Source organism: Mesorhizobium sp. P2_C4 (assembly GCF_056404575.1).
Map to the genome: position 1 here is coordinate 667,704 of NZ_JBFUDT010000004.1, position 22,235 is coordinate 689,938.

A 22,235-nucleotide genomic window follows, 5' to 3' on the forward strand; every position below is an offset into this window, starting at 1 on the left:
TCGTTTGGAGAGCAGCAAGGCATGGACAGCGTCAGGCGGCTTTCTTGGTCGCCACGGTCTTGTCGATGGTCTCGCTCTTGTCGATGATGCCCATGATGTCGGCTTCCTTCATGATCAGAAGGTCCTCGCCATCGAGCTTGACCTCGGTGCCGGACCATTTGCCGAACAGGATGAAATCGCCGACCTTGACGTCGAGCGCAATCAGCGCGCCGCTTTCGTCGCGCGCGCCCGGCCCAACGGCGATCACTTCGCCTTCCTGCGGCTTTTCCTTGGCATTGTCGGGGATGATGATGCCGCCCTTGGATTTGGTGTCGCTTTCCGCGCGCCTGATGACAACGCGGTCGTGGAGTGGCCGAAATTTCATGGGAACTTCTTTCTGGGGCCGGCATAGGCGGCCGCTACCTCCATATAGGCCCGTTGGCACTCGATAGATAGGAGTGCCAAAAATTAATCGCGGGATGATAGAAATATTGGATAGTATTATTCGACCGGTTCAATTCCGGGAATTCGAAGATCGCAAAATAATCCGAAAATTGAAATTTCGCTTGCGAGTGCCTATTTTAACAGGGAAACGCATTTTCACATTCTCGCTTCAAAAAGGAGATTTCATCTATGGCCGAAGTCGCTCAAAGCATCATGGAAAAAGCTGAGGCACGCTTCGTCGACAAGCAGAAGAAAACCGCCGAGCGCAACAAGGCGACCGCCGAGTATATGACCGAAGCCAAGCTTCGCGTCATCAAGACGGCCAGGCTGCGCGAATTGCGGCTGGCCAAGGAAGAGGCGGACCGGGTGGCGGAAGCCTTGAACCCGACGCCGAAGAAGAAGCGTGCGGCCGTCAAGAAAGCCGACGCCGCGCCAAAGGGAGCAATATCATGAGTCTTACATTTCCCAATCGAAGCCGTAGCTATGACGAGGCGGGCAAGCGTATCCGTTTCGTCGGCCATGACGGCATGTTCCAGATTTCCTTCTCTGTCACCGCCGACGCCATCTCGAAGGCGCCATCGGGGACGGCGACCTCCGAGGCCACCTATCTGGCGGCCTTCGACACCGCGTCGAGCTCCATCCATGACATTGCCCGGAACGCCTATGCCCGCACCCGCAGGAGCATGTATGTGCTGACCGCTGCTGATTTCGGCTGATGCCCGTCGCCCAAAACTGCGCAGCGGTTTTGGGATAACGACGTGCATAAAATCTAGGATCAGCCGGCGTCCATCTCCTCGACCATGGCCCGTATCTTCACGGCCCTTTCAAAATGGTCGAGCCGGTGGGTTCTGATCCACCATTCCGCAGCTTCCATGAGAAGTTCGGGATCGTCGTTCCTGTTTGCAAAGAACGCATAGAACGACAGGCCGACCCCGGCGCCTTTCTCCGAGATCTTGCGGTCGCAGACTTCCAGGACCTTCTGTTTCAGGCTCGGTCTCACGGCAATCCCCTATCTGTAAAACATTCGGCCGACGCGCGCCCCGGATGGCAATCCGCCCGGTTGTGATCAGGTCCCGCGATCCGCCTTCGCCCGCCGCTTGACGTCTCGGCTGTTCAGTCGATCGACCATCGCCTCGGCATCGCGCATGTCCATGCCGACCATCACCTGGTGCTTGAGTTCGACGGGCTGGCCGGTGAAAATATCGAAAATGGTCCAGCTGCCAGGCTGCTCCATGCGCATTGCGTAGCGGTTTGCCATTCTGGCGTCCTTTGATTGCCATATACGACCGATGTCGCTGGCGTCAGGCCTTGGTAATGAAGAACACGGCCGCCAGCACAACGACCGTCCAGACCACCACGGACAGCTTCAAAACCAGGCCGCCATGTGCAGACAGGACCGCCCGCAGGCTGGTCATCGTCTTCTTCAGTCGCTTCGACGCGGTCGGCGCCGCAATCACCACCGGCGCCTTGACCCCAAGCCTTCCGAAGACAGGCAGCACCGATGGCTCGCGCACGAAAATGACCTCGACTATTTTGGAGAAGACCGAGCGTCGTCATAGCACCGTTTTTCAAACGGCTTGCATACAAATAAAAACCAGCTTGGCCGTACAGGGCACCGCTGCCGCCAAGGACGACACATGGGCTCCGGGTGATCTGGCGCCGGAACCTCAGCGCGGTTAGGCTGGAAGCAGAACGCGTTGACGGGTGCACGGCCTGCTCAACGGCGAAGGGCGAGGGGAACGAAAAATGACGGCGCCCGGCGATTTGCAGCAGGCCTTGTTCCAGAGGTTGAAAAGCGATGCGCCGCTGTCGGCGCTGCTGGCCGGCGCCGGCCTGCTCGAGCAGGCAACCGACAACGTCGCCTTTCCCTACGTGACCTGCGGCCTGACCAGCGCTTTTGATTGGGACACTGGCGCCGATAGCAACGCCGATCATCTGGTGACATTGCATGTCTGGTCAAAGGCCCATGGCGAAGCTGAGACGCTTGCCATCATGGACCGCATCAAGGCACGCCTCGCCGACGCGGTGCTGGTCATCGGCCCGCGTGGCCAGACGCGGTTGTCGCTGGAATTCGCCGAGGCCCGTTATGACGAGGACCTGGCCGTCCATCATGGGCTGCTACGCTTTCGCGCCATCACGCGGGAAGACGCCTGAGCGCTTTCAATATCGGTGAAACGGGGTCTAGACTGGACTTTCGCCGGCTTCACCGGGTTGGGCGGTGAAATCTCAGGTTGAATGTCTCGCATTGCAGGGGTGTGGCGGGCATGTTTTCAGTGGCCTTCACCGTTCATTTCACGTTCAGCACCGATGCGTTACAACGCTGACCATGACAACGCTTCGCTCCCATTTCCGAACCGCGACACTGGCGCTCTGCGCGGCCGGACTGTTTGCGTCGCAGGCGACCGCGATGCCGGTCGCCGTGCCCGCTCAGGTCCAGCCGATCGTATTGGCCGCGTCCGACTGCTACGCGATCGGCCAGCAGGTTGCTGAGCAGAACGGTGGCACGCTGGCCAAGGCGTCGCAGTCGACGCGCGGTGGTCAGCCGGTCTGCGTCATCGTTGTGCTTGTCCCGGGCAAGGACGGTCAGCGTCCGCGCCGTTCCGAAATCATCGTTCCGCAGAACTGACCCGATCTTCCATCCTACAGGCCTCCGTTTCCCAGGCCGCCGGAATCGGCCTATATCTGAGCCCAAACGCTTCAACAGGCCAACTCTTCAACAGGTATCGATCCCCGCATGCGCGTACTCGTCGTCGAAGATGACAAGGATCTCAACCGGCAGATATCGGATGCGCTGGTCGACGCCGGCTATGTCGTCGACCGCGCCTTTGACGGCGAGGAAGGCCATTTCCTCGGCGACACCGAGCCCTATGACGCCGTCGTGCTCGACATCGGCTTGCCGCAGATGGATGGCATCAGCGTGGTCGAGCGCTGGCGCCGCGGCGGCCGCAAGATGCCGGTGCTGATCCTGACGGCGCGCGACCGCTGGAGCGACAAGGTATCCGGCATCGACGCCGGCGCCGACGACTACGTCACCAAGCCGTTCCATATCGAAGAGGTTCTGGCCAGGGTCAGGGCGCTGATCCGGCGTGCCGCCGGCCATGCCTCGTCGGAATTGACCTGCGGGCCTCTGCGCCTCGACACCAAGGCTTCCAAGGCCGACGTCAACGGCGTGCCGCTGAAACTGACCTCGCACGAGTTCCGCCTGCTCGCCTATCTGATGCACCATATGGGCGAGGTGGTCTCACGCACCGAGCTGGTCGAGCATCTCTACGATCAGGATTTCGACCGCGATTCCAACACCATCGAGGTTTTTGTCGGCCGGCTTCGCAAGAAGATGGGCATCGACATGATCGAAACCGTGCGTGGCATGGGCTATCGCATGCGCGAGCCGGAGGCGTAAGGCGGAACCTCTTCCTACAAAGCTGGCCGCCTCAAAAGCGCTTTCAGTGCGGTTCTGGCCGCGTTCGCTGGCGTTTCGCGTCATCGCCTTTTCCACGATCTGGGCGATCCTGACGCTTGTCGTCATCTTCACCCTCATCACCACGCTCTATCGTCAGGCCAGCGAGCGTGGTTTTGACAGCCTGCTTTCGGCGCATCTGTTCAACCTGATCGGCTCCGTCGGTGTCTCCGAAGGCGGCCAGCTGACCGGCGCCCCCGACCTTGGCGATCTCCGCTTCTCGGAACCCAATTCAGGTTGGTACTGGTCGGTGGAACCGGCCTCGGAAGGCGTGCATGGCGACCTGCATTCGTCCTCGATGACCAAGACCATTCCGTCGCCAAGCATTGCCGAAGTTCCTTTCAATGCCAGCTTCCAGCGCAGCTATGCCAGCGAAGGCATCAAAGGCGAGGCGCTGGAAGTGTTCGAGAGCGAATTCGTTCTCGATTCGAAAAACCGCGCGGCGCGCTTCCGCGTCATGGGCAATCAGAGCGAGCTCGAACAGGAGATCGCCAGCTTCCAGCGCCGGCTGTTGACCTATCTCTCGCTGTTCGGCGTCGGCATGATCGCCATCAACGCGATCGCCATCCTGCTTGGCCTGCAGCCGTTGCGCCGGGTTCGCAACGCGCTCGCCATGGTGCGCGAAGGAACCGCGCAAAGGCTCGACGGTCGCTTCCCGGCCGAGATCGAACCGCTCGCCAACGAAACCAATGCGCTGATCGAGAACAACAAGCGCATCGTTGAGCGCTCGCGCACGCAGGTCGGCAACCTTGCCCATTCGCTGAAGACACCGCTTGCGGTGCTCATCAACGAGGGCCGGGCGCTGGGCGGCGCCAAGGGCCAGCTCATCGCCGAGCAGGCGGCCTCGATGCAGAAGCAGGTCGACCACTATCTGCAGCGAGCCCGCGTGGCAGCGCAGCGCGACAGCGTCGTCTACCGCACGCCGGTGGCTCCGCTGGTCCAGCGCATGGTGCGCGTGCTGCAGAAGCTCAACCCGCAGACCAGCCTGTCGCTGTCGCTGCCGGCCGCCGACATCGTCTTTGCCGGCGAGCGCGAGGATCTGGAGGAATTGCTCGGCAACCTACTCGAAAACGCGATGAAATGGGCAAAAAGCACCGTCGCCATTACCGTCAGGCCGGTCGCCGGCAAGGACGGCGCGGCCAACCTGTTCGAGATCGATATTGACGATGACGGTCCGGGCATTCCCGAAGACAAAGCGCGCGAGGCGCTGAAGCGCGGCCGGCGCCTCGACGAGACAAAGCCGGGGACGGGGTTGGGACTTGCCATTGTCGCCGACCTCGTCAACGAGTATGGAGGCGTTCTGGCGCTGGAACGCTCCGCCATGGGCGGATTGAAGGCGGTGGTTCGATTGCGGAGCCTTCAGTGATACAGGCCACGGCCAAATTTCCGACAAATATCAATACTATGGCCACGTCGACTTTCTCGATGACGCGGCCCCCAGCTCATCCTCAAGAAAAACTGGTTGTTGGCATGAAGATTCGCGTCGCGCTCGTTTCCGCCCTGCTTGCCGTTTCCGGCTGCGGGACGTTGAGCAAGGGCGGTGGCCCGGACATCACGGTCACCGAGCCGCCGGCTACGAACCCTCCGTCCGGCGCCAAGGTCACGGCGACGATCATCTCGGCCATGGCCGGCGGCCTGGTCGGCGGATCGATCGGCTCAGGCTTGAGCGACGCCGAAAAGCGCAGCGCGCTGGAGGCGGAATACAAGGCGCTTGAATATACGGCGAGCGGCCAGAAGGTGACGTGGAAGAGCGACCGGACCGCCCACTACGGCGAAGTCGTCGCCGCCCAGCCTTATCGCGTCGGTTCGCAGGACTGCCGACAGTACACGCACACCGTTTTTACCGGCACCGCCGGCGCCACCGCGCGCGGAACCGCCTGCCGTAACGCCGATGGCAGCTGGACGCCGCTGACTTGATCGATGCATGTCGCCCAAAAACGCGCAGCGGTTTTGGGACAACGAGATGCATCGAAGAAGGATCGGGCCGGCTCTGCTTGAGATCGGGTCGGGTTGATGTCGATCAAGGACGTGCGGCGCGCCTGCCGTCAAAGCGTCGCAGTACGCCTGTGTTGGCAGGGCAGGGCGCTGCCGCTATTGGATGAAGCATGCTGTTCTGGGTCATAGCCGCAATCCTCACGCTGGGCGCAAGCCTGGCGGTGCTGCTGCCGCTGGCCGGCGGCGCCAAGGGTGCATCGACCAGCAGCGATCACGATCTGGAAGTCTATCGCGACCAATTGGCCGAACTTGACCGCGATGCGGCGCGCGGCCTGATCCAGCCGGCGGAAGCCGAAGAGGCGCGCGCTGAAATCGCCCGCCGCATCCTTCGCCTGGACAGTATAGGCCCGGCCGACAAGGCGGCGACGCGGCAGCCGTCAATGATGACACGGCTGGTCGCAACCGCTGCCGTGCTGGTGGTTCCCCTGGTCAGCTGGGGTCTCTACAGCCAGATAGGCTCGCCCGATCTGCCGTCGCAACCGCTCAGCGAGCGGCTGGCCAAAAACCCGGCCGACAGCTCGGTGGACGAGCTGGTGGCGCGTGCCGAGGCGCACCTTGCCGCCAACCCCAGCGATGGCCGCGGCTGGGACGTGCTGGCGCCGGTCTATCTGCGCATGCAGCGGTTCGCCGACGCGGTGACGGCCTATCGCAATGCCATTCGCCTTGACGGCGACAGCGCCGCCCGCCAGGCCGGTCTCGGCGAGGCGATCGCCAACGCCGCCGGCGGCATCGTCTCGGCCGATGCGCAAGGTGCTTTCGAGGCGGCGCTGAAGCTCGATCCGGCAAATCCGAAGGCGGCTTTTTATCTGGCAATGGCGCTGGCGCAGGAAGGCCAGACCGACAAGGCCATAGCGGCCTGGCAAACCATGCTCGCCATGCTGCCGCCGGACTCCCCATGGCGCGGCGCGGTGCAGCAGGCCTTGGCGGAATCCGGCAATCGTGCCGTGGCATCCGGACAGCCGGCGAAGGGCCCTGACGCTGCGGATGTCGATGCCGCTTCCTCGATGTCGCCGCAGGACAGGGAGGCGATGATCAACACCATGGTCGCCGGCCTCGACGAGAAACTGAAACAAAATCCACGCGACGCGGAAGGATGGATGAAGCTCGTTCGTTCCTATGTCGTGCTGGGCAAGGCCGACCAGGCGCGCGATGCGCTCAATCGCGGTATCGCCGTGTTTGGCGCCGACAGTGACGAAGCGAAGAAGTTCACCGCCTTTGCCGCTTCGCTCGGCGTGACGGCGACGGAGTAGACCATGACGCGCAAGCAGAAACGACTGTCGGTGATCGCCGGTGGGCTGGCGTTTCTCGCTGCCGCCACCGGTCTCACCTTCTATGCGCTCGGGCAGAAGGCCTCCTATTTCTACATGCCCGCCGATCTGACCACCGCCAGCCTGCAGCCGGGACAGCGGATCAGGCTCGGCGGCCTCGTCGAAAAGGGCACGATCGAGCGTGGCCAGGGCGCGACCGTTGCCTTTTCCGTCACCGACAAGCAGAAATCGGTCAAGGTCACCTACACCGGCATCCTGCCCGATTTGTTCCGTGAAGAGCAGGGCGTCATCACCGAAGGCGCCTTCGGCCCGGACGGCACCTTTGTCGCCGACAGCGTGCTGGCCAAGCATGACGAAAACTACATGCCCAAGGAAGTGGCCGACGGCCTCAAGGCCAAGGGCGTGTGGCAGGAGAGCAAGAGTGAATAGCGGGTGCCGCAACAATGGTTGAAACCGGACACTTCGCCCTGGTCCTGGCGTTCGCTCTTTCGTTGGTGCAGACGCTGGTGCCGCTGTTTGGCGCCCGCACCGGTAACCAGAAGATGATGGCTGTCGGCGGCCCGGCCGCTGTATCAGGCTTTGCCCTGACCGCGCTGTCCTTCGCCGCGCTGGCGACAGCCTATGCAAGCTCAGACTTCTCGGTGGCGAGCGTATGGGAAAACTCGCATTCGCTGCAGCCGCTTATCTACAAGATCACCGGCACCTGGGGCAATCACGAAGGCTCGATGCTGCTCTGGGTGCTGATCCTGACTTTCTTCGGCGCGCTGGTCGCCGTCTTCGGCGCCAATCTTCCGGCGAGCCTGCGGGCCAATGTGCTGGCCGTGCAGGGCGCCATCGGCGCCACCTTCTTCCTGTTCATCCTGACCACGTCCAATCCGTTCATCAGGCTCAATCCTGCGCCCATCGAGGGCCGCGATCTCAATCCGATCCTGCAGGACCTCGGCCTCGCCATCCATCCGCCGCTGCTCTATCTCGGCTATGTCGGATTCTCGATCTGCTTTTCCTTCTCGGTCGCCGCCCTCATTGAGGGCCGCATCGATGCGTCATGGGCGCGCTGGGTACGGCCATGGACTTTGGTCGCCTGGATGTTCCTCACCGGCGGCATCGCCATGGGCTCCTACTGGGCCTACTACGAACTTGGCTGGGGCGGTTTCTGGTTCTGGGATCCGGTCGAGAATGCCTCCTTCATGCCGTGGCTGGCGGGCACCGCGCTGCTGCATTCGGCGATCGTCATGGAAAAGCGCTCGGCGCTGAAGATCTGGACGCTGTTGCTGGCCATCCTGACCTTCTCGCTGTCGCTGCTCGGCACCTTCCTGGTGCGCTCCGGCGTGCTGACCTCGGTGCATGCCTTCGCCACCGATCCGACGCGTGGCGTCTTCATCCTTTGCATCCTGACGCTGTTCATCGGCGGCTCGCTGGCGCTGTTTGCCTTGCGCGCCTCGCGGCTGACGGCCGGCGGCCTGTTCCATCCGATCTCGCGCGAAGGCGCGCTGGTCCTCAACAATCTGTTCCTGACCACGGCCGCGGCGACCGTGCTGATAGGCACGCTCTATCCACTGGTCGTCGAAGCCCTTTCTGCCGACAAGATCTCCGTCGGTGCGCCGTTCTTCAACCTGACCTTCGGCCCGCTGATGGTGCCGCTTCTGGTCATGGTTCCCTTCGGGCCGCTGCTGGCGTGGAAGCGCGGTGATATTCTCGCCGTCGCCCAGCGCCTGATGGCGGCTTTCGCGGCAGCCTTCCTGGCCGTGCTGGTGACGGGGTTGTTCATCGACGGCGCGTCGGTGTTTGCTGCCCTTGGCGCCGGCCTTGCTTTCTGGCTGATCTGCGGTGCGCTCACCGATCTTGCCGTCAAATCCGGCTTCGGCAGTGTCGCGCCCGGCATCATGCTGCGGCGCTTTGCCGGCCTGCCGCGCTCGGTCTTCGGCACCACGCTCGCCCATCTCGGGCTCGGGCTGACGACACTCGGCATCGTCGGCACGCTGTGCTTCGGCACCGAGAAGATCCTGTCGATGCATGCCGGCGAGACCGTGGAACTGTCCGGTCACACGCTGCGCTTCGAAGGCCTCTATCCGGCGCAAGGGCCTAACTACAGCGAGGATCGCGGCCGCTTCGTCCTGATCGGCGCCGACGGCAGCAGCGCGGCCGAAATCACCTCGGCTAAGCGCTTCTACCCCGTGCGCCAGATGACGACGACCGAGTCCGGCATCAAAACGATCTGGTTCAGCCAGCTTTATCTGTCGCTTGGCGACGAGGGCACCGACGGCTCCGTCGTCGTGCGCCTGTGGTGGAAGCCACTGGTGACGTTGATCTGGGGCGGCGGCCTAGTGATGATGGCCGGTGCCGCGATGTCGCTGATGGACCGCCGGCTGCGCGTCGGTGCACCCTCGCGCCGCCGCAAGCAGGCCGAGGCAGCCGCAGGCCATTGAAGATTGCGATGGAGTGCTTTGCCGTGCCCGAAGCGCGTCTTGTTTAGGCACTTCTGTGAGTATAGCCAAAGCTCCAAGAGGTCGTCGCGGCTGTCATGGCCGGCGCCGGCAAAATACGCTCGAAGCGCTGCTGAAGCGAATGCCCCTAAACGTGCTCCAAGCCGATTAGCGCAGCTGAAACTATTTCCAGTGTAGGCGTTTCACATGAAATGGATCGCTCAAATTGCTATCGGAATCGTTCTCCTGGCAGCCGCCTGCTGGATAGGCATTTACAGTGGGATATATCTTACAGCTTTCACGCTGGGAATTTTCGGCGGCGTTGGCATGTTCGTCAGCGCTGCTCTGCCGCTCGGCGTGGCTGTTTTTCTGATCTTGCAAGCTGCTCGCGGCAGGCCTGCCTATGCCGCGGCCCCCGTCTTTTTCTTCTGCGGTTGGGCTCTGACATCAATCGGCATACGCGAACAACTCAGTCTCGAAGCCGGAAAGATCGCACCGCCCGCGATTGACCAGGGATTGGTGAAGATCAAAACTCTGATCGTGGACGATTTTCTGAAATTCAGTCGCACCTTCGTCACCGAAGGTGTCGTCGATCGACTGGTCGAGATATCTTACGAGGACAACAACCGTTCCAAGCCAATCAGGTCCATACGGCAGACAACGCTCGCACGGGGCCAGGAATGCGGCGACGCGGACAAGCAGCGCTCCGGCTTATTGCGCGCTGCGGGAAGGACCGAGGAGTGCCTGAAGGAAACCACTCTCTCTGAAATTCCCGATGGTCTCCAAATACTCTACCCAAAGGGTTATTTTTGGGGGCCGGGTTGGCCTGGCCCACTCACCGCGACTGTCGTCGACGGCGAGCGGAAAACGGACGCTTTGACATGGCGCAGGATCGCGGCGCGTGTCCCTGCCTATCTTCCATTTTTCAGGATGAATAGTGGGCCGTTCGACCGTGCGGCCACCATTTGGGTATCGCGTCAGGGACCTTTCGAACTTGTCAGCTACGGCGATCTGGACCTCACGTCGCAGGCCATGGCGGCTGCAATCTTTGGCTTCGATCCAAGCCGACCGCCGAAGCCCGAGCAAAATTTCGCGCTAGTGGCCAAGCGTGCGTCAGACCTTGCATCCGCCGGCGACTACGGTGCCGCGTTGAGCAACGTCACACTTCTGGACAAGGCCAATTTCCTCGATGACAATATGATCAGGGCCGCCGCCTACAACATTTTCGTCGATGTAAACAGCAATATCGTTGGTGGACGCCTGCCCTCTCTGAGCCAATTCTCAGACAAGTTGAGCAATCAGCAGCGCGCGCTGTTGAACGGCGAGATCATTCGAATACTGACGACGCCCACGAAGTGTCATTGCCGCGCGTTCCTCTTTGATTCCAAAGAACTGGGGCAGCGGGCCATCGACGAATTCCAGAATGCAGCGGGCCTGGAGCTTTGGCAGTATAATGGGCTTCTGACAGCGACAATGTACATCTCCACACCGTTCGAACAATACCGCCGCGTATTGTTTTCGAGCATCATGGCCTCACATGATCAATCGAATGCGCGTCGAATTGTCGCCTATTTGTATAAGGCGGACTGGAATCTGCGTGACGACGATATGCGGGCATTGACCGCGAAATTGACCGAATTGGACGCTGACGGTATCTACTTGATGGCGACGCAAACCGCTGGTCTCCACTCACCCTCTCAGATTGCAAAGTTTCACAAATCGTTCGATCCCGAAATTGCTGTTAGAGCCGATACGTGGAATGCATTCTGGACCGCCATGCGGGTGCATGCCTCCCGGATTCCGGAGCCTGACCAACGAGATCGCGCTATAGAGCGAATCGAAAAAATGCAGCAGGAAAGCTAGCCAGAACCGGCATGATATGAACGCACGCCTTTCATTGACCTCGATTGTCCTGCTGCTGGCGCTGCTGTTTGCCGGCGCCGCCCAAGCGGTGAAGCCCGACGAAGTGCTGGCCGATCCGGCGCTCGAGGCGAGGGCGCGCCTGCTGTCCGAAGGCCTGCGCTGCATGGTCTGCCAGAACCAGTCGATCGACGAATCCGATGCCGACCTCGCGCGCGACCTGCGCATCCTGGTGCGCCAGCGCCTCGTCGCCGGCGACACCGACCAGCAGGTGATGGACTACATCGTGTCCCGCTATGGCGAGTTCGTGCTGCTGAAGCCGCGCTTCAGCCTGCGCAATGCCTTGCTGTGGGGCACGCCTGTCGTCCTGCTGCTGGTCGGCGGGATCTTCATCGTGCTGACCGCGCGCTCGCGCCGCTCGCTGGCAACGAAGGCGTTGAGCATCGAGGAACAGGCGGCGCTCGATAGTATTCTGCACCGCGACTGACAGCGGCCGACGCTTGCCAACATTACAAAAGTTTCATGCACCGGAAATGGCGCCGTAATGTGCGCCTCTCTATTTCTCTTCACCTGAGGATGCACATCGAAGAGCATCCCTTGAAAGAGGATACGAGACCCATGAATATTGCCCCCAATTCATATTCCCGCACCCGCCTCCTGGCTGCTGCCGCGTCGCTGGCCATTGCCGGCGCCATTGGCTTTGGCGCCGTCGCCACCAGCACGGCTCCCGTTCTGGCCGACGCCGTGCGGGTCGAGGCGCCGCAGGTGCAGGGCTTCGCCGATGTCGTCGAGCGCGTTTCGCCGGCTGTCGTCAGCGTCAAGGTCAAGGCCAAGATCGAGCCGGCGGCCGATGACGGCTCCGACCAATCCGATGGCCCGGACGGCTTCAACAACCTGCCCGACAATCCGCAACTGCGCCAGTTCTTCAAGCAATTCCGCGGCTTCGGCGACCAGAACGGCCAGAACCGCCGCTTCAGCCATCGCGACCGCAACAACGACCAGCCCCGTCCGGTGGCGCAGGGCTCCGGCTTCTTCATCTCCGATGACGGCTATCTCGTCACCAACAACCACGTTGTCGAGGAAGGCTCGGCCTTCACCGTGGTGATGAATGACGGCAAGGAACTTGACGCCAAGCTGATCGGCACCGATCCGCGCACCGATCTCGCCGTGCTCAAGGTCGATGGCGTCGGCAAGTTCACCTATGTCGACTTCGCCGATGATTCCAAGGTTCGCGTCGGCGACTGGGTCGTCGCCGTCGGCAATCCGTTCGGCCTTGGCGGCACCGTCACCGCCGGCATCGTCTCGGCCCGTGGCCGCGATATCGGCGCCGGCCCCTATGACGACTTCCTGCAGATCGATGCCTCGGTCAACCGCGGCAATTCCGGTGGCCCGACCTTCAACCTCAACGGTCAGGTCGTCGGCATCAACACCGCGATCTTCTCGCCCTCGGGTGGCAGCGTCGGCATTGCCTTCGACATTCCGGCTTCGACCGCCAAGACGGTCGTGCAGGACCTGATGAAGAGCGGCAGCGTCGAACGCGGCTGGCTTGGCGTCGAGATTCAGCCTGTTACCTCCGACATCGCCGAATCGCTCGGCCTGAAGTCGCAGAAGGGTGCGCTGGTTTCCAGCGCCCAGGACGGCGGCCCCGGCAAGAAAGCCGGCATCACCGCCGGCGACGTCATCACCCAAGTCGACGGCAAGGACGTCGATTCACCGAAGGAACTCGCCCGCCTGATCGGCGCCTATTCGCCCGGCAAGCCGGTCGACGTCACGGTGTGGCGTGACGGCAAGAGCCAGTCGATCAAGATCGATCTCGGCAAGCTGCCATCGACCGACAAGCAGGCTTCGGCCGATCAGCCGGCCGCTCCGGCCAAGGCCGACACGCTGGCCGATCTCGGCCTCACCGTCACCAAGTCGGAAAACGGCAAGGGGCTGGTGGTGACCGATGTCGACCCCGCCAGCGATGCCGCCGATCGTGGCATCCAGCCCGGCGATATCATCACTTCGGTCAATTCGACGGAGGTGAACGGCACCGAGGACGTCACCAAGGCGATGGCCGATGCGGTGAAGTCCGGCCGCAAGGCGGTGCTGATGCAGATCACCCACGACGACTCGAACCGCTTCGTCGCGCTGCCCGTCGCCAAGGGCTGATACCCGTTTCGACTTTTCCCGTGCGGCGGTTTCAAACACCCCCGAGCCGCCGCATGGGGAAGCATGGAGCCCGAATACGTTAGTCAGTCATCGTGTTCCGCTCCGGCGGCAGCGGGCCTCCCATCGCCCGCTGCCGCATTCCCTCAGCATGTCGCCCAAAAGTGCGAAGCGGTTTTTGCTCACGACAAAGAAGCATGTCGCCCAAAGTGTGTAGCGTCTTGGGGCAACATTCAGTGAAGGCCACAATCCATATGCCGGCCACTCAATCTTCCAGCGAAATCGCGTATAACGGCCCGATGAAGATTCTCGTCATAGAAGACGATCGCGAGGCGGCCGACTACCTGCAGAAAGCCTTTGGCGAGGCCGGTCACACCGCCCATGTCGCCGGCGACGGCGAAACCGGCTTTGCGCTTGCCGATGCCGGCGACTACGACGTGATGGTCATCGACCGCATGATGCCGCGCCGTGACGGCCTGTCGGTCATCGCTGGCCTGCGCTCCAGGGGCAACACGACGCCGGTGCTGATCCTGTCGGCGCTCGGCGAAGTCGACGACCGGGTCACCGGCCTGCGCGCCGGCGGCGACGATTATCTGACCAAACCCTATGCCTTCTCCGAACTGCTCGCCCGCGTCGAGGTGCTGAACCGTCGCGCCAGCGCCAAGGAAGCCGAAACCATGTACCGGGTCGGCGATCTCGAACTCGACCGTCTGTCGCATTCGGTTCGCCGCGCGGCATCCGAGATCACCTTGCAGCCGCGCGAGTTCCGGCTGCTCGAATATCTGATGCGTCACGCCGGCCAGGTGGTGACGCGCACCATGCTGCTCGAAAATGTCTGGGATTATCATTTCGATCCGCAGACCAATGTCATCGACGTTCACATCTCGCGGCTGCGCGGCAAGATCGAAAAGGGCTTCGACAAGCCGATCCTGCATACGGTTCGTGGCGCCGGCTATATGCTGAAGGGCGGCTAAAGCCCCATGGCGTTGTCCATGCCCGCCATCATGAAGACAACGGCAGCGCGGCTTTCGGCGCTCTATCTCCTGCTGTTCGCCCTTTGCGCGGTGCTGCTGGTCTTCTACATGACCTCGCTGTCGGCGCGCATGCTGACCGCGCAGACGCAGGAGACCATCAACGACGAAGTGCTCGGTCTCGCCCATGCCTATCAGCGCGGCGGCCTGCCGGTGCTGGTGCGCGTGGTCGAGCAGCGCTCCCGCCAGCCCGGCGCCAACCTCTATCTGATCGCCGATGCCAACGGCCAGATCCTGACCGGCAACGTGCAGAGCCTGGAGCCGGGCGTGCTCGAGACCGACGGCTGGACAACCGAGCCCTTCTCCTACCGCCGCTTCGGCGAAGGCGAACTCGAGCGGCAACGCAACCCGGCGGCGGCTGACCAGAACGCAATGCCATCCGACCCGAACGACGCGCAGGTGGAAGGCGAGAAGGGCCACAACGCCATTGCGTTGGTGCTGCGGCTGCCCAACCAGATGATCATGCTGGTCGGACGCGATCTCGGCGAGCCGGAGCGGTTCCGCGCCGTCATCCGCCGCGCCTTGACGCTGGCGCTGGGCATGATGGGGCTTGGCGGGCTGCTGATCTGGTTCTTCGTCGGCCGCGCGGCGCTGAAGCGCATCGACAGCGTGTCGGAGGCCAGCCGTCGCATCATGGGCGGTGACCTCACAGGCCGGCTGCCGGTCACCGGCGCCGGCGACGAGTTCGACCGTCTCTCCGAGAATCTCAATTCCATGCTGGCCAGGATCGCCACGCTCAACGAGGGGCTGAAGCAGGTTTCCGACAACATTGCCCATGATCTGAAGACGCCGCTGACCAGGCTGCGCAACCGCGCCGAGGCGACGCTTTCCGGCAAGCACAAGACATCAGACTACAGGCAGGCGCTTGAAGGCACGATTGCCGAGTCCGACCAGCTGATAAAGACCTTCAACGCCATCCTGATGATCTCGCGGCTGGAGGCAGGCTATTCCTCCGAAAGCACCAACCGGGTTGATCTGGCGGCTGCCGTGCGCGATGTCGTCGAGCTCTATGAGCCGGTGGCGGAGGAAGCTTGTGTGGCGATCGAGACCGCCGTGGAAGGTGACTTCGCCGTCAACGGCAACCGCGAGCTGATTGGCCAGGCGCTGTCGAACATCGTCGACAACGCCATCAAATACTCGACCGACGCGACCGACAAGCCCACCGTGCGCGTGACATTGGAGCGCGTCGTCGGAGAGATCAGGCTCTCCGTCACCGACAATGGCCACGGCATTCCCGACGATGCCGACCGCGCCAGGGCGACCGAGCGTTTCGTGCGGCTGGAGAAAAGCCGTTCGCAGCCGGGCTCCGGCCTTGGCTTGAGCCTCGCCAAAGCGATCATGACATTCCACAACGGACGGCTTGATCTTCTGCCTGTAAATCCCGGATTGTCCGTGATCATGAGTTTTCCCGAACGGGAGGACCACTGATGGCGGTGAGGGCAGTCGTGCAACGGATCGAAACGGACTGGCTGTTGAAGCCGGCAGCAAGGCTCGCGCCGCTGGACGAGAGCCGTGCCCGGCGCAAACTGTCGGAGATCGCGTCCGCCGCCCAGGAAGAGGACTTGCCGCGACTGACGAAATTCCTGGCCGGCAAGGGCGCCGCCCAGCATTTTCTCGCCGCCGTCTTCGACCTGTCGCCGTTCCTGCGCGACACGGTGCGCCGCCGCCCAAAAATACTCGATGCGCTGTTCGAGGAGACGGTCGAGGCCCGGCTGATTACGATCCTGGCCGCGATTGGCGAGGCGTCGCGCACTGACACCGTCTCGGAATCGAGCCTGATGATGGAACTGCGCCAATGGAAGGCGGAAGCGCATGTCCTCATTGCGCTGGCCGATCTTGCCGGCGCGGCCGAGACGGCGCTGACGGTGCGGCGGCTGAGCGATCTCGCCGATGCCTGCACCCGCGCCGCCGTCGATTTCCTGCTGCGTGACGCGCATGGGCAAGGCAAGCTGAAGCTGCCCGACCCCGAACGGCCTGCTGGGCAGTCCGGCTGGATCCTGCTCGGCATGGGCAAGCTTGGCGCGTACGAGCTGAATTATTCCTCCGATATCGACCTCGTCGTCTTCTTCGATCCCGACGCGCCGGCAATCGTCGATCCGCTCGACGCAACCGAGCTGTTTGCGCGCCTGACCCGGCGGCTGGTCCGCATCCTGCAGGACCGTACCGAACACGGTTATGTCTTCCGCACCGATCTCAGGCTGCGTCCCGATCCCGGGTCGACGCCGTTGGCGATTCCAGTCGAGGCGGCCCTGCGCTACTATGAGGCGCGCGGCCAGAACTGGGAGCGCGCCGCCATGATCAAGGCGCGGCCGGTGGCCGGCGATCTGGCTGCGGGTGAGGCCTTCCTGAGGGAATTGCAGCCCTATATCTGGCGCAAATACATGGACTATGCGGCGATTGCCGACGTCCATTCGATCAAGCGCCAGATCCATGCCCACAAGGGCCATGGCGAAATCGCGGTGAAGGGCCACAACGTCAAGCTCGGTCGCGGCGGCATTCGCGAGATCGAATTCTTCGTCCAGACCCAGCAGCTGATTGCCGGCGGCCGTTTTCCCGAGCTTCGCGGTCGCGAGACCGTGCCGATGCTGGGTGCTCTGGCGGCGCGCAACTGGATCACCGCTGATGCACGCGATACGCTCACCCGCCAATACTGGTTTCTGCGCCGCGTCGAACATGCCATTCAGATGGTCGCCGACGAGCAGACGCATATCCTGCCGGACGACGATGAGGGGCTCGAGCGCATCGCCCATATGCTGGGCTTTGCCGATGCCGCCAAATTTTCCGAAACTTTTCGCGCGGCTTTGCATGAAGTCGAGCGCCATTACGCGGCGCTGTTTGAAACCGCTCCGGAACTGTCGGCCGGCATCGGAAATCTGGTCTTTACCGGCGATGTCGACGATCCCGACACGCTGCGGACCTTGCACGGCCTCGGCTTCAAGCGGCCGAGCGACATCTGCCGCGTCATCCGCGGCTGGCATTTCGGCCGCTACCGCGTCACCCAGTCGGCCGAGGCGCGCGAGCGGCTGACCGAACTGACACCGGCGCTGCTCAAAGCCTTCGGACAGACGCGCCGGGCCGACGAGGCGTTGGTGCGCTTCGACGAATTCCTCGCCGGTCTGCCGGCCGGCATCCAGCTGTTTTCGCTGCTGCAGTCCAACCCCGCTCTCCTGAAACTGATGGCGACCATCATGGGCGCCGCGCCCCGGCTGGCGGCGATCATCACAAAGCGTCCGCATGTCTTCGACGGCCTGCTCGATCCGGCACTGCTGAACGAACTGCCCAATCGAGCCTATCTGTCCGCGCGGCTGGCGGCTTTCATCGAAGGTGACCGGGCCTATGAGGATGTGCTCGACCGTCTGCGCATCTTTGCCTCCGAGCAGAAGTTCCTGATCGGCGTGCGCCTGCTCGCCGGCTCGATCAGCCCGAGCCGTGCCGGCCGTGCCTTTTCCGACCTCGCCGACCTCACCATCGACGCCGCACTGCAGGCGGTGACAGCCGAATTCGCACTGCGCCACGGCCGCATCGCCGGCGGCACGGTTTCGCTGCTCGGCATGGGCAAGCTCGGCAGCCGTGAGCTTACCGCCGGCTCGGACGTCGACCTCATCCTGCTCTACGACCACGACGCGGATGCCGAGGAATCCGACGGCCACAAGCCGCTGGCGCCGTCGCACTACTACACAAGGATGACACAGCGTCTGATCGCGGCTGTCTCGGCGCCGACCGCTGAGGGCGTTCTCTACGAGCTCGACCTGCGCTTGCGGCCATCCGGCAACAAGGGGCCGGTCGCCACCCATGTTGACGCCTTCAAGAAGTACCAGCGCCAGGAAGCCTGGACCTGGGAGCATATGGCGCTGGCACGCGCCCGCGCCATCGGCGGCGAGGCCGCCCTTTGCGCCGAGGTCGAGGCCGAGGTGACGGCACTTTTGGCCCTGCCGCGCGACGCCGCCAAGGTGAAGGCCGAGGCATCCGAGATGCGCGCGCTGATCGAGAAGGAAAAATCGCCACGCGATCTCTGGGACATCAAGCTGACCCCAGGCGGCCTCATCGACCTCGAATTCATCGCGCAGGTGGCGGTCATCACCGGCCAGGTCGAAGCCGGCGGAAGGCTGACCGCCACCGGCGAAATCCTGTCGCACCTGGTCCCGGATTTTGCTGAGGCCGATGTCAGGCAAGAGCTTTGCGAAGCCTATCAACTCTATCTGGCGCTGACCCAGATGACGCGGCTTTGCCTTACCGGCGCATTCGAACGCGACGACGTTCCGCCGGGATTGTCGGATCTGCTTCTGGCGGTGACTGACCTGCCGGATTTCGGTGTGCTGGAAGCACACCTCAAGGAGACGTCGCAAAAGGTCAGAAAGGAATTTGACCTTCTGCTTCGGGCGAAACGGCCGTGACGGCTAAGGCCTGATCGGGTGTTTCGAGAGCATCGGACCCAAAGGTGGAAACCGGTTTTGGGAAATTCAGATGCTCGAACAAAGAGATAGAGGGGTGGGATGAAAATCCGCCGCTCTAGCATCGGGGGTGACGATGCAACAGGAGAAGACCATGAGAACGACAACCAGACTTGCCCTCGCTTTCGTTGCCCTTGCCGGCGCCGCCGGCTCTGTGGCCTATGCCGACGAACACTATGGCGGCGGCGGGCCGCGTCACGGCATGATGATGCGTCTCGATAAGGCGATGAGGGATTCCAACGGCACCATCACCTTCGACCAGTTCTCCGACGCCATGAACGATCGGCTGAAGAAGATCGTCGCCGACAATGGCGGCAAACTGACCGTGGCGCAGCTTGCCGACGCGCTGGAGAAAGCGCGCTTCGAGCAGATGGCCAAGCGCATCATCGCCCGCTACGACTCGAAGGGCGACGGCACGCTGACGACCGACGACATCACCAGCCGCGAGAAGAAGGTCTTTGCCATGCTCGACAAGAACAATGACGGCAAGATCGAAAAGAGCGAGCTGCCGAAAGGCGGTCGCCGCGGCCACCGCCAATGGGACGGTGGCGACGACGGCGACGACGGCATGCAGTAAATCTTGACAAGAGTTCCGGCGGCGCGAGCCGCCGGAGGCATGTCGGGATCAGGCGGCGGCGTTCACCAGCTGCGTCGACTTCTTGACCGGTATGCGCACCGACACGATCGTGCCGACGCCTTCGGTCGAGCGGATTTTGAGCGCGCCGCCCTGCAGCTCGGCCAGCGAGCGCGAGATGGCAAGGCCAAGGCCAGAACCGGCATGGCTCTTGGAAAACTGGTTCTGCACCTGTTCGAACGGCCGGCCGAGCTTGCCGAGCGCCTCCTTCGGGATGCCGCAGCCATTGTCCTCGATGGTCAGCACCAGCGCGCCGGATGTGTTGCGGGCGCGCACCGATATGTGGCCGCCCTGGCCGGTGAACTTCACCGCATTCGACAGAAGGTTGATGACGATCTGCTTGATCGCCCGGCGATCGGCGAACAGCGTCATCGCATCGGCGATGCGGGTTTCCACCGTGATCGACTTTTCCGCCGCTTGCAGCGAGACGACGCGCACCGTCTCTCGGATCAGCGGACAGAGGTCGATTTCCTCGCGATCCATCGAGAACTGGCCGGCCTCGATCTTCGACATGTCGAGGATGTCGTTGATGACGCCCAGCAGATACTTGCCGCTGCCGTTGATGTCGGTGGCATATTCCTCATAGCGCGATGAGCCGAGCGGCCCGAACAGGCCTTGTTCCATCAGTTCGGAAAAGCCGATGATGGCATTCAGCGGCGTACGCAATTCGTGCGACATGTTGGCCAGGAACTCGGATTTGGCACGGTTCGCGGCTTCGGCGCGCTCGGTTTCCTTCATGTATTTGCGGTTGAGCTCGACCAGCTCGCGCGCCCGTTCTTCCTCGGCGCGCCGGGCAAGGCTGAGATCGTGGATGGTCGCCATCAGCCGGCGCTCGCTGTCGACCAGCTTCTCTTGGTGCAGCTTGATCTGGGTGATGTCGGAGCCGACCGAGACGGTGCCGCCGTCGCGGGTGCGCAATTCATTGACCTGCAGCCAGCGGCCATCGGCCAGCTGCCGCTCGAAGGTGGCGCCGCCTTGCGGGCCATTGCTGTTGGCAAGCCGCCGCTCCGAGGCAAAAGCCAGCATGCGTTCTTCCAGTACGGCGCGCGAGGCGCCTGGCATGACGTCGCGGTCCGACAGACCGTTGTCCTGCTGGTATTTCGAATTGCACATGATCAGCCGCTGGGTGGCATCCCACAGCACGAAGGATTCGTTGATGTTCTCGATGGCGGTGCGCAGCCGCAGGTCCGCCGCCTCGGAGCGCAGCGCCAGGTGCCGTTGCTCGGTGACGTCGACAGCGATGCCGATTAGCTGGATCTCCGGCGCTTCCGGGTCGATCACTTGCGCCCTGGCGCGCATCCACACCCATTGTCCGTCGGCATGACGCATGCGGAACACCTGGTCGATGTGATCGATCTCGCGTTCGACGATCCGGTTGGCGAGCTGGAACAGGTCGCCATCCTCGGGATGGATGATCTCATCGACCTCGCCGAACGACAGCATGGTGTCACAGGGCTCATAGCCCAGCATGTCGTACATCGAGCGCGACCAGTACATCTTGCCGCGCACCATGTCCCAGTCCCACAGGCCGCAGCGGCCGCGAACCAGCGCCATGTCGATGCGCTGGTGCGCTTCGAGATAGATGCGGTCGGCCGTCTGGGCGCGCGATGCCTGGCCGAAATAGGCGTAGAGGATGATGATCAGCACGCCGGCCGTCAGCACGAACAGGGTGACGTTGAGCGAGACCGTCTTGCGCCAGGTCTCGAAGACCGCTTCCTGCGGCACCAGCACCGCCGCGGCATTCTTCCGGTCCTTGGTCAGGCTGACGGCGGCAAACCAGTCCTGCCCGCCGATGCTGACATTCATGACCCCGGCCCGGTCGCCGAACATGAACAGCGGCTGGCCGCCCTGGACGAGGCCGTCGAGCGACCGTCCCTGCCAGCCTGTCGTCAGTGGCGACACCGCTACGATCTTGAAGGCGCCGTCGGTGATGGCAAGCACATGGCTTCGGCCCATCGCGCCCTGGCGGCTGGTGTTCTCCAGAAGATCTTGGGCGGTGCCGGATGCGGCATTCGGATCGGCGGCGATCGCGCTGGCGATTTGACCGGCGGCCAGCGACAGGATCGCCTTGGCGTCGCGCTCGACGTCGTCGCGCTCGTTCATCAACGACAGGAACCGCAGCGCCGCTATGACGATCAGAAAGGTGACGATGAGAGCCGGTATCGATCGGCGCAGCAGCGGCTCGGCTGCCAGCAGCCGCCGGTAGGCAGGTTCGGCGATGAGCCGCGTGTTGCCGGCGAGACCGTCGCCTCGCGCCTCGCGCCGTTCAAAAGCCGTCCCTTCGGGCGCGCCCCACGCGTCCGCCTTGGCCATAAATGGCACTCCCCGAATTTCCGTACGCTTGACGACCCGGCAACACCGCACGTCCGAATCGTCTGTAAAGAATCAAAGGTGATTCGCCTTGTCCATAGGCGCGGCCAAAAAAGATTAAAAATTTATTGAAATAGCGGCGTTTCCAGCTGCCGTGCTCGGCGCCAACCTAAGGTGTGCCGAGATTCAGGTCAGGCCGAGTCGAAAATGGCTGATACCGAGAACCGGAGCGGAG

General features: G+C 62.8%; 22 protein-coding genes. 17 read left to right on the plus strand and 5 right to left on the minus strand.

What is annotated here, in order from left to right; translation table 11 throughout:
• Window positions 1–31: 31 nt before the first annotated feature.
• Window positions 32–364, minus strand: a complete 333-nt coding sequence (locus AC1DX6_RS19550; RefSeq protein ID WP_477316242.1) for a co-chaperone GroES — start codon at window positions 362–364, stop codon at window positions 32–34.
• A 248-nt stretch (window positions 365–612) separates the two neighbouring features.
• Between AC1DX6_RS19550 and AC1DX6_RS19555 the strand changes: the two genes are divergently transcribed.
• Together AC1DX6_RS19555 and AC1DX6_RS19560 are read left to right on the plus strand one after the other, a co-directional pair.
• Window positions 613–876, plus strand: a complete 264-nt coding sequence (locus AC1DX6_RS19555) for a hypothetical protein (protein WP_477316244.1) — start codon at window positions 613–615, stop codon at window positions 874–876.
• A complete protein-coding gene (locus tag AC1DX6_RS19560) occupies window positions 873–1,139 on the plus strand; it encodes a DUF1488 family protein (RefSeq protein ID WP_477243788.1) in 267 nt (88 codons plus the stop codon). The genes AC1DX6_RS19555 and AC1DX6_RS19560 overlap by 4 nt, the downstream gene beginning before the upstream one ends.
• 59 nt (window positions 1,140–1,198) lie before the next feature.
• On the opposite strand, the gene AC1DX6_RS19565 is transcribed toward AC1DX6_RS19560, so the two are convergent.
• From AC1DX6_RS19565 to AC1DX6_RS19575, 3 genes are all read right to left on the minus strand, one after another.
• Window positions 1,199–1,423 carry a DUF6500 family protein gene (locus AC1DX6_RS19565; RefSeq protein ID WP_477316246.1) on the minus strand — a complete coding sequence of 75 codons (225 nt, stop codon included), beginning with the start codon at window positions 1,421–1,423 and terminating at the stop codon, window positions 1,199–1,201.
• A 66-nt stretch (window positions 1,424–1,489) separates the two neighbouring features.
• Window positions 1,490–1,681, minus strand: coding sequence for a hypothetical protein (locus tag AC1DX6_RS19570; RefSeq protein ID WP_477316248.1), 192 nt, complete (start codon window positions 1,679–1,681; stop codon window positions 1,490–1,492).
• 43 nt (window positions 1,682–1,724) lie between these two features.
• The gene (locus AC1DX6_RS19575; protein WP_477316250.1) at window positions 1,725–1,937 is read right to left on the minus strand and encodes a hypothetical protein; all 213 of its coding nucleotides are present in this window, start codon (window positions 1,935–1,937) and stop codon (window positions 1,725–1,727) included.
• A 232-nt stretch (window positions 1,938–2,169) separates the two neighbouring features.
• Here AC1DX6_RS19575 and AC1DX6_RS19580 point away from each other — a divergent pair, with 232 nt between their 5' ends.
• From AC1DX6_RS19580 to AC1DX6_RS19650, 15 genes are all read left to right on the plus strand, one after another.
• Complete coding sequence (locus AC1DX6_RS19580; RefSeq protein ID WP_477316252.1) at window positions 2,170–2,577, plus strand: DUF3168 domain-containing protein; 408 nt, start codon at window positions 2,170–2,172, stop codon at window positions 2,575–2,577.
• Between the two features lie 172 nt (window positions 2,578–2,749).
• Window positions 2,750–3,049 carry a hypothetical protein gene (locus AC1DX6_RS19585; RefSeq protein ID WP_477316254.1) on the plus strand — a complete coding sequence of 100 codons (300 nt, stop codon included), beginning with the start codon at window positions 2,750–2,752 and terminating at the stop codon, window positions 3,047–3,049.
• A gap of 108 nt (window positions 3,050–3,157) precedes the next feature.
• Complete coding sequence (locus tag AC1DX6_RS19590; RefSeq protein ID WP_015318627.1) at window positions 3,158–3,823, plus strand: response regulator transcription factor; 666 nt, start codon at window positions 3,158–3,160, stop codon at window positions 3,821–3,823.
• 46 nt (window positions 3,824–3,869) lie between these two features.
• On the plus strand, window positions 3,870–5,246 hold the full coding sequence (locus AC1DX6_RS19595; RefSeq protein ID WP_477316256.1) for an ATP-binding protein: 1,377 nt from the start codon (window positions 3,870–3,872) through the stop codon (window positions 5,244–5,246).
• Window positions 5,247–5,350: 104 nt separating this feature from the next.
• On the plus strand, window positions 5,351–5,797 hold the full coding sequence (locus tag AC1DX6_RS19600; RefSeq protein ID WP_477316258.1) for a hypothetical protein: 447 nt from the start codon (window positions 5,351–5,353) through the stop codon (window positions 5,795–5,797).
• Between the two features lie 188 nt (window positions 5,798–5,985).
• Window positions 5,986–7,125 carry a c-type cytochrome biogenesis protein CcmI gene (gene ccmI / locus AC1DX6_RS19605; protein WP_477316260.1) on the plus strand — a complete coding sequence of 380 codons (1,140 nt, stop codon included), beginning with the start codon at window positions 5,986–5,988 and terminating at the stop codon, window positions 7,123–7,125.
• A 3-nt stretch (window positions 7,126–7,128) separates the two neighbouring features.
• Window positions 7,129–7,572, plus strand: a complete 444-nt coding sequence (gene ccmE / locus AC1DX6_RS19610; RefSeq protein WP_477316262.1) for a cytochrome c maturation protein CcmE — start codon at window positions 7,129–7,131, stop codon at window positions 7,570–7,572.
• Between the two features lie 14 nt (window positions 7,573–7,586).
• Window positions 7,587–9,569, plus strand: coding sequence for a heme lyase CcmF/NrfE family subunit (locus tag AC1DX6_RS19615; RefSeq protein WP_477316264.1), 1,983 nt, complete (start codon window positions 7,587–7,589; stop codon window positions 9,567–9,569).
• Window positions 9,570–9,773: 204 nt separating this feature from the next.
• A complete protein-coding gene (locus tag AC1DX6_RS19620; protein WP_477316266.1) occupies window positions 9,774–11,429 on the plus strand; it encodes a hypothetical protein in 1,656 nt (551 codons plus the stop codon).
• Window positions 11,430–11,445: 16 nt separating this feature from the next.
• A complete protein-coding gene (locus tag AC1DX6_RS19625) occupies window positions 11,446–11,913 on the plus strand; it encodes a cytochrome c-type biogenesis protein (RefSeq protein WP_477316268.1) in 468 nt (155 codons plus the stop codon).
• Between the two features lie 131 nt (window positions 11,914–12,044).
• Window positions 12,045–13,577: a Do family serine endopeptidase gene (locus AC1DX6_RS19630; protein WP_477316269.1), complete on the plus strand. Its 1,533-nt coding sequence runs from the start codon at window positions 12,045–12,047 to the stop codon at window positions 13,575–13,577.
• Window positions 13,578–13,873: 296 nt separating this feature from the next.
• The gene (locus AC1DX6_RS19635) at window positions 13,874–14,548 is read left to right on the plus strand and encodes a response regulator transcription factor (protein WP_477316270.1); all 675 of its coding nucleotides are present in this window, start codon (window positions 13,874–13,876) and stop codon (window positions 14,546–14,548) included.
• Window positions 14,549–14,554: 6 nt separating this feature from the next.
• Window positions 14,555–16,033: a sensor histidine kinase gene (locus AC1DX6_RS19640; RefSeq protein WP_477316272.1), complete on the plus strand. Its 1,479-nt coding sequence runs from the start codon at window positions 14,555–14,557 to the stop codon at window positions 16,031–16,033.
• Complete coding sequence (locus tag AC1DX6_RS19645) at window positions 16,033–18,999, plus strand: bifunctional [glutamine synthetase] adenylyltransferase/[glutamine synthetase]-adenylyl-L-tyrosine phosphorylase (RefSeq protein WP_477316274.1); 2,967 nt, start codon at window positions 16,033–16,035, stop codon at window positions 18,997–18,999. Before AC1DX6_RS19640 ends, AC1DX6_RS19645 begins: the two co-directional genes overlap by 1 nt.
• Before the next feature lie 151 nt (window positions 19,000–19,150).
• Window positions 19,151–19,633, plus strand: coding sequence for an EF-hand domain-containing protein (locus AC1DX6_RS19650; RefSeq protein WP_477316276.1), 483 nt, complete (start codon window positions 19,151–19,153; stop codon window positions 19,631–19,633).
• A gap of 48 nt (window positions 19,634–19,681) precedes the next feature.
• On the opposite strand, the gene AC1DX6_RS19655 is transcribed toward AC1DX6_RS19650, so the two are convergent.
• Window positions 19,682–22,003 carry a PAS domain-containing sensor histidine kinase gene (locus AC1DX6_RS19655; RefSeq protein WP_477316278.1) on the minus strand — a complete coding sequence of 774 codons (2,322 nt, stop codon included), beginning with the start codon at window positions 22,001–22,003 and terminating at the stop codon, window positions 19,682–19,684.
• Between the last annotated feature and the right edge of the window lie 232 nt (window positions 22,004–22,235).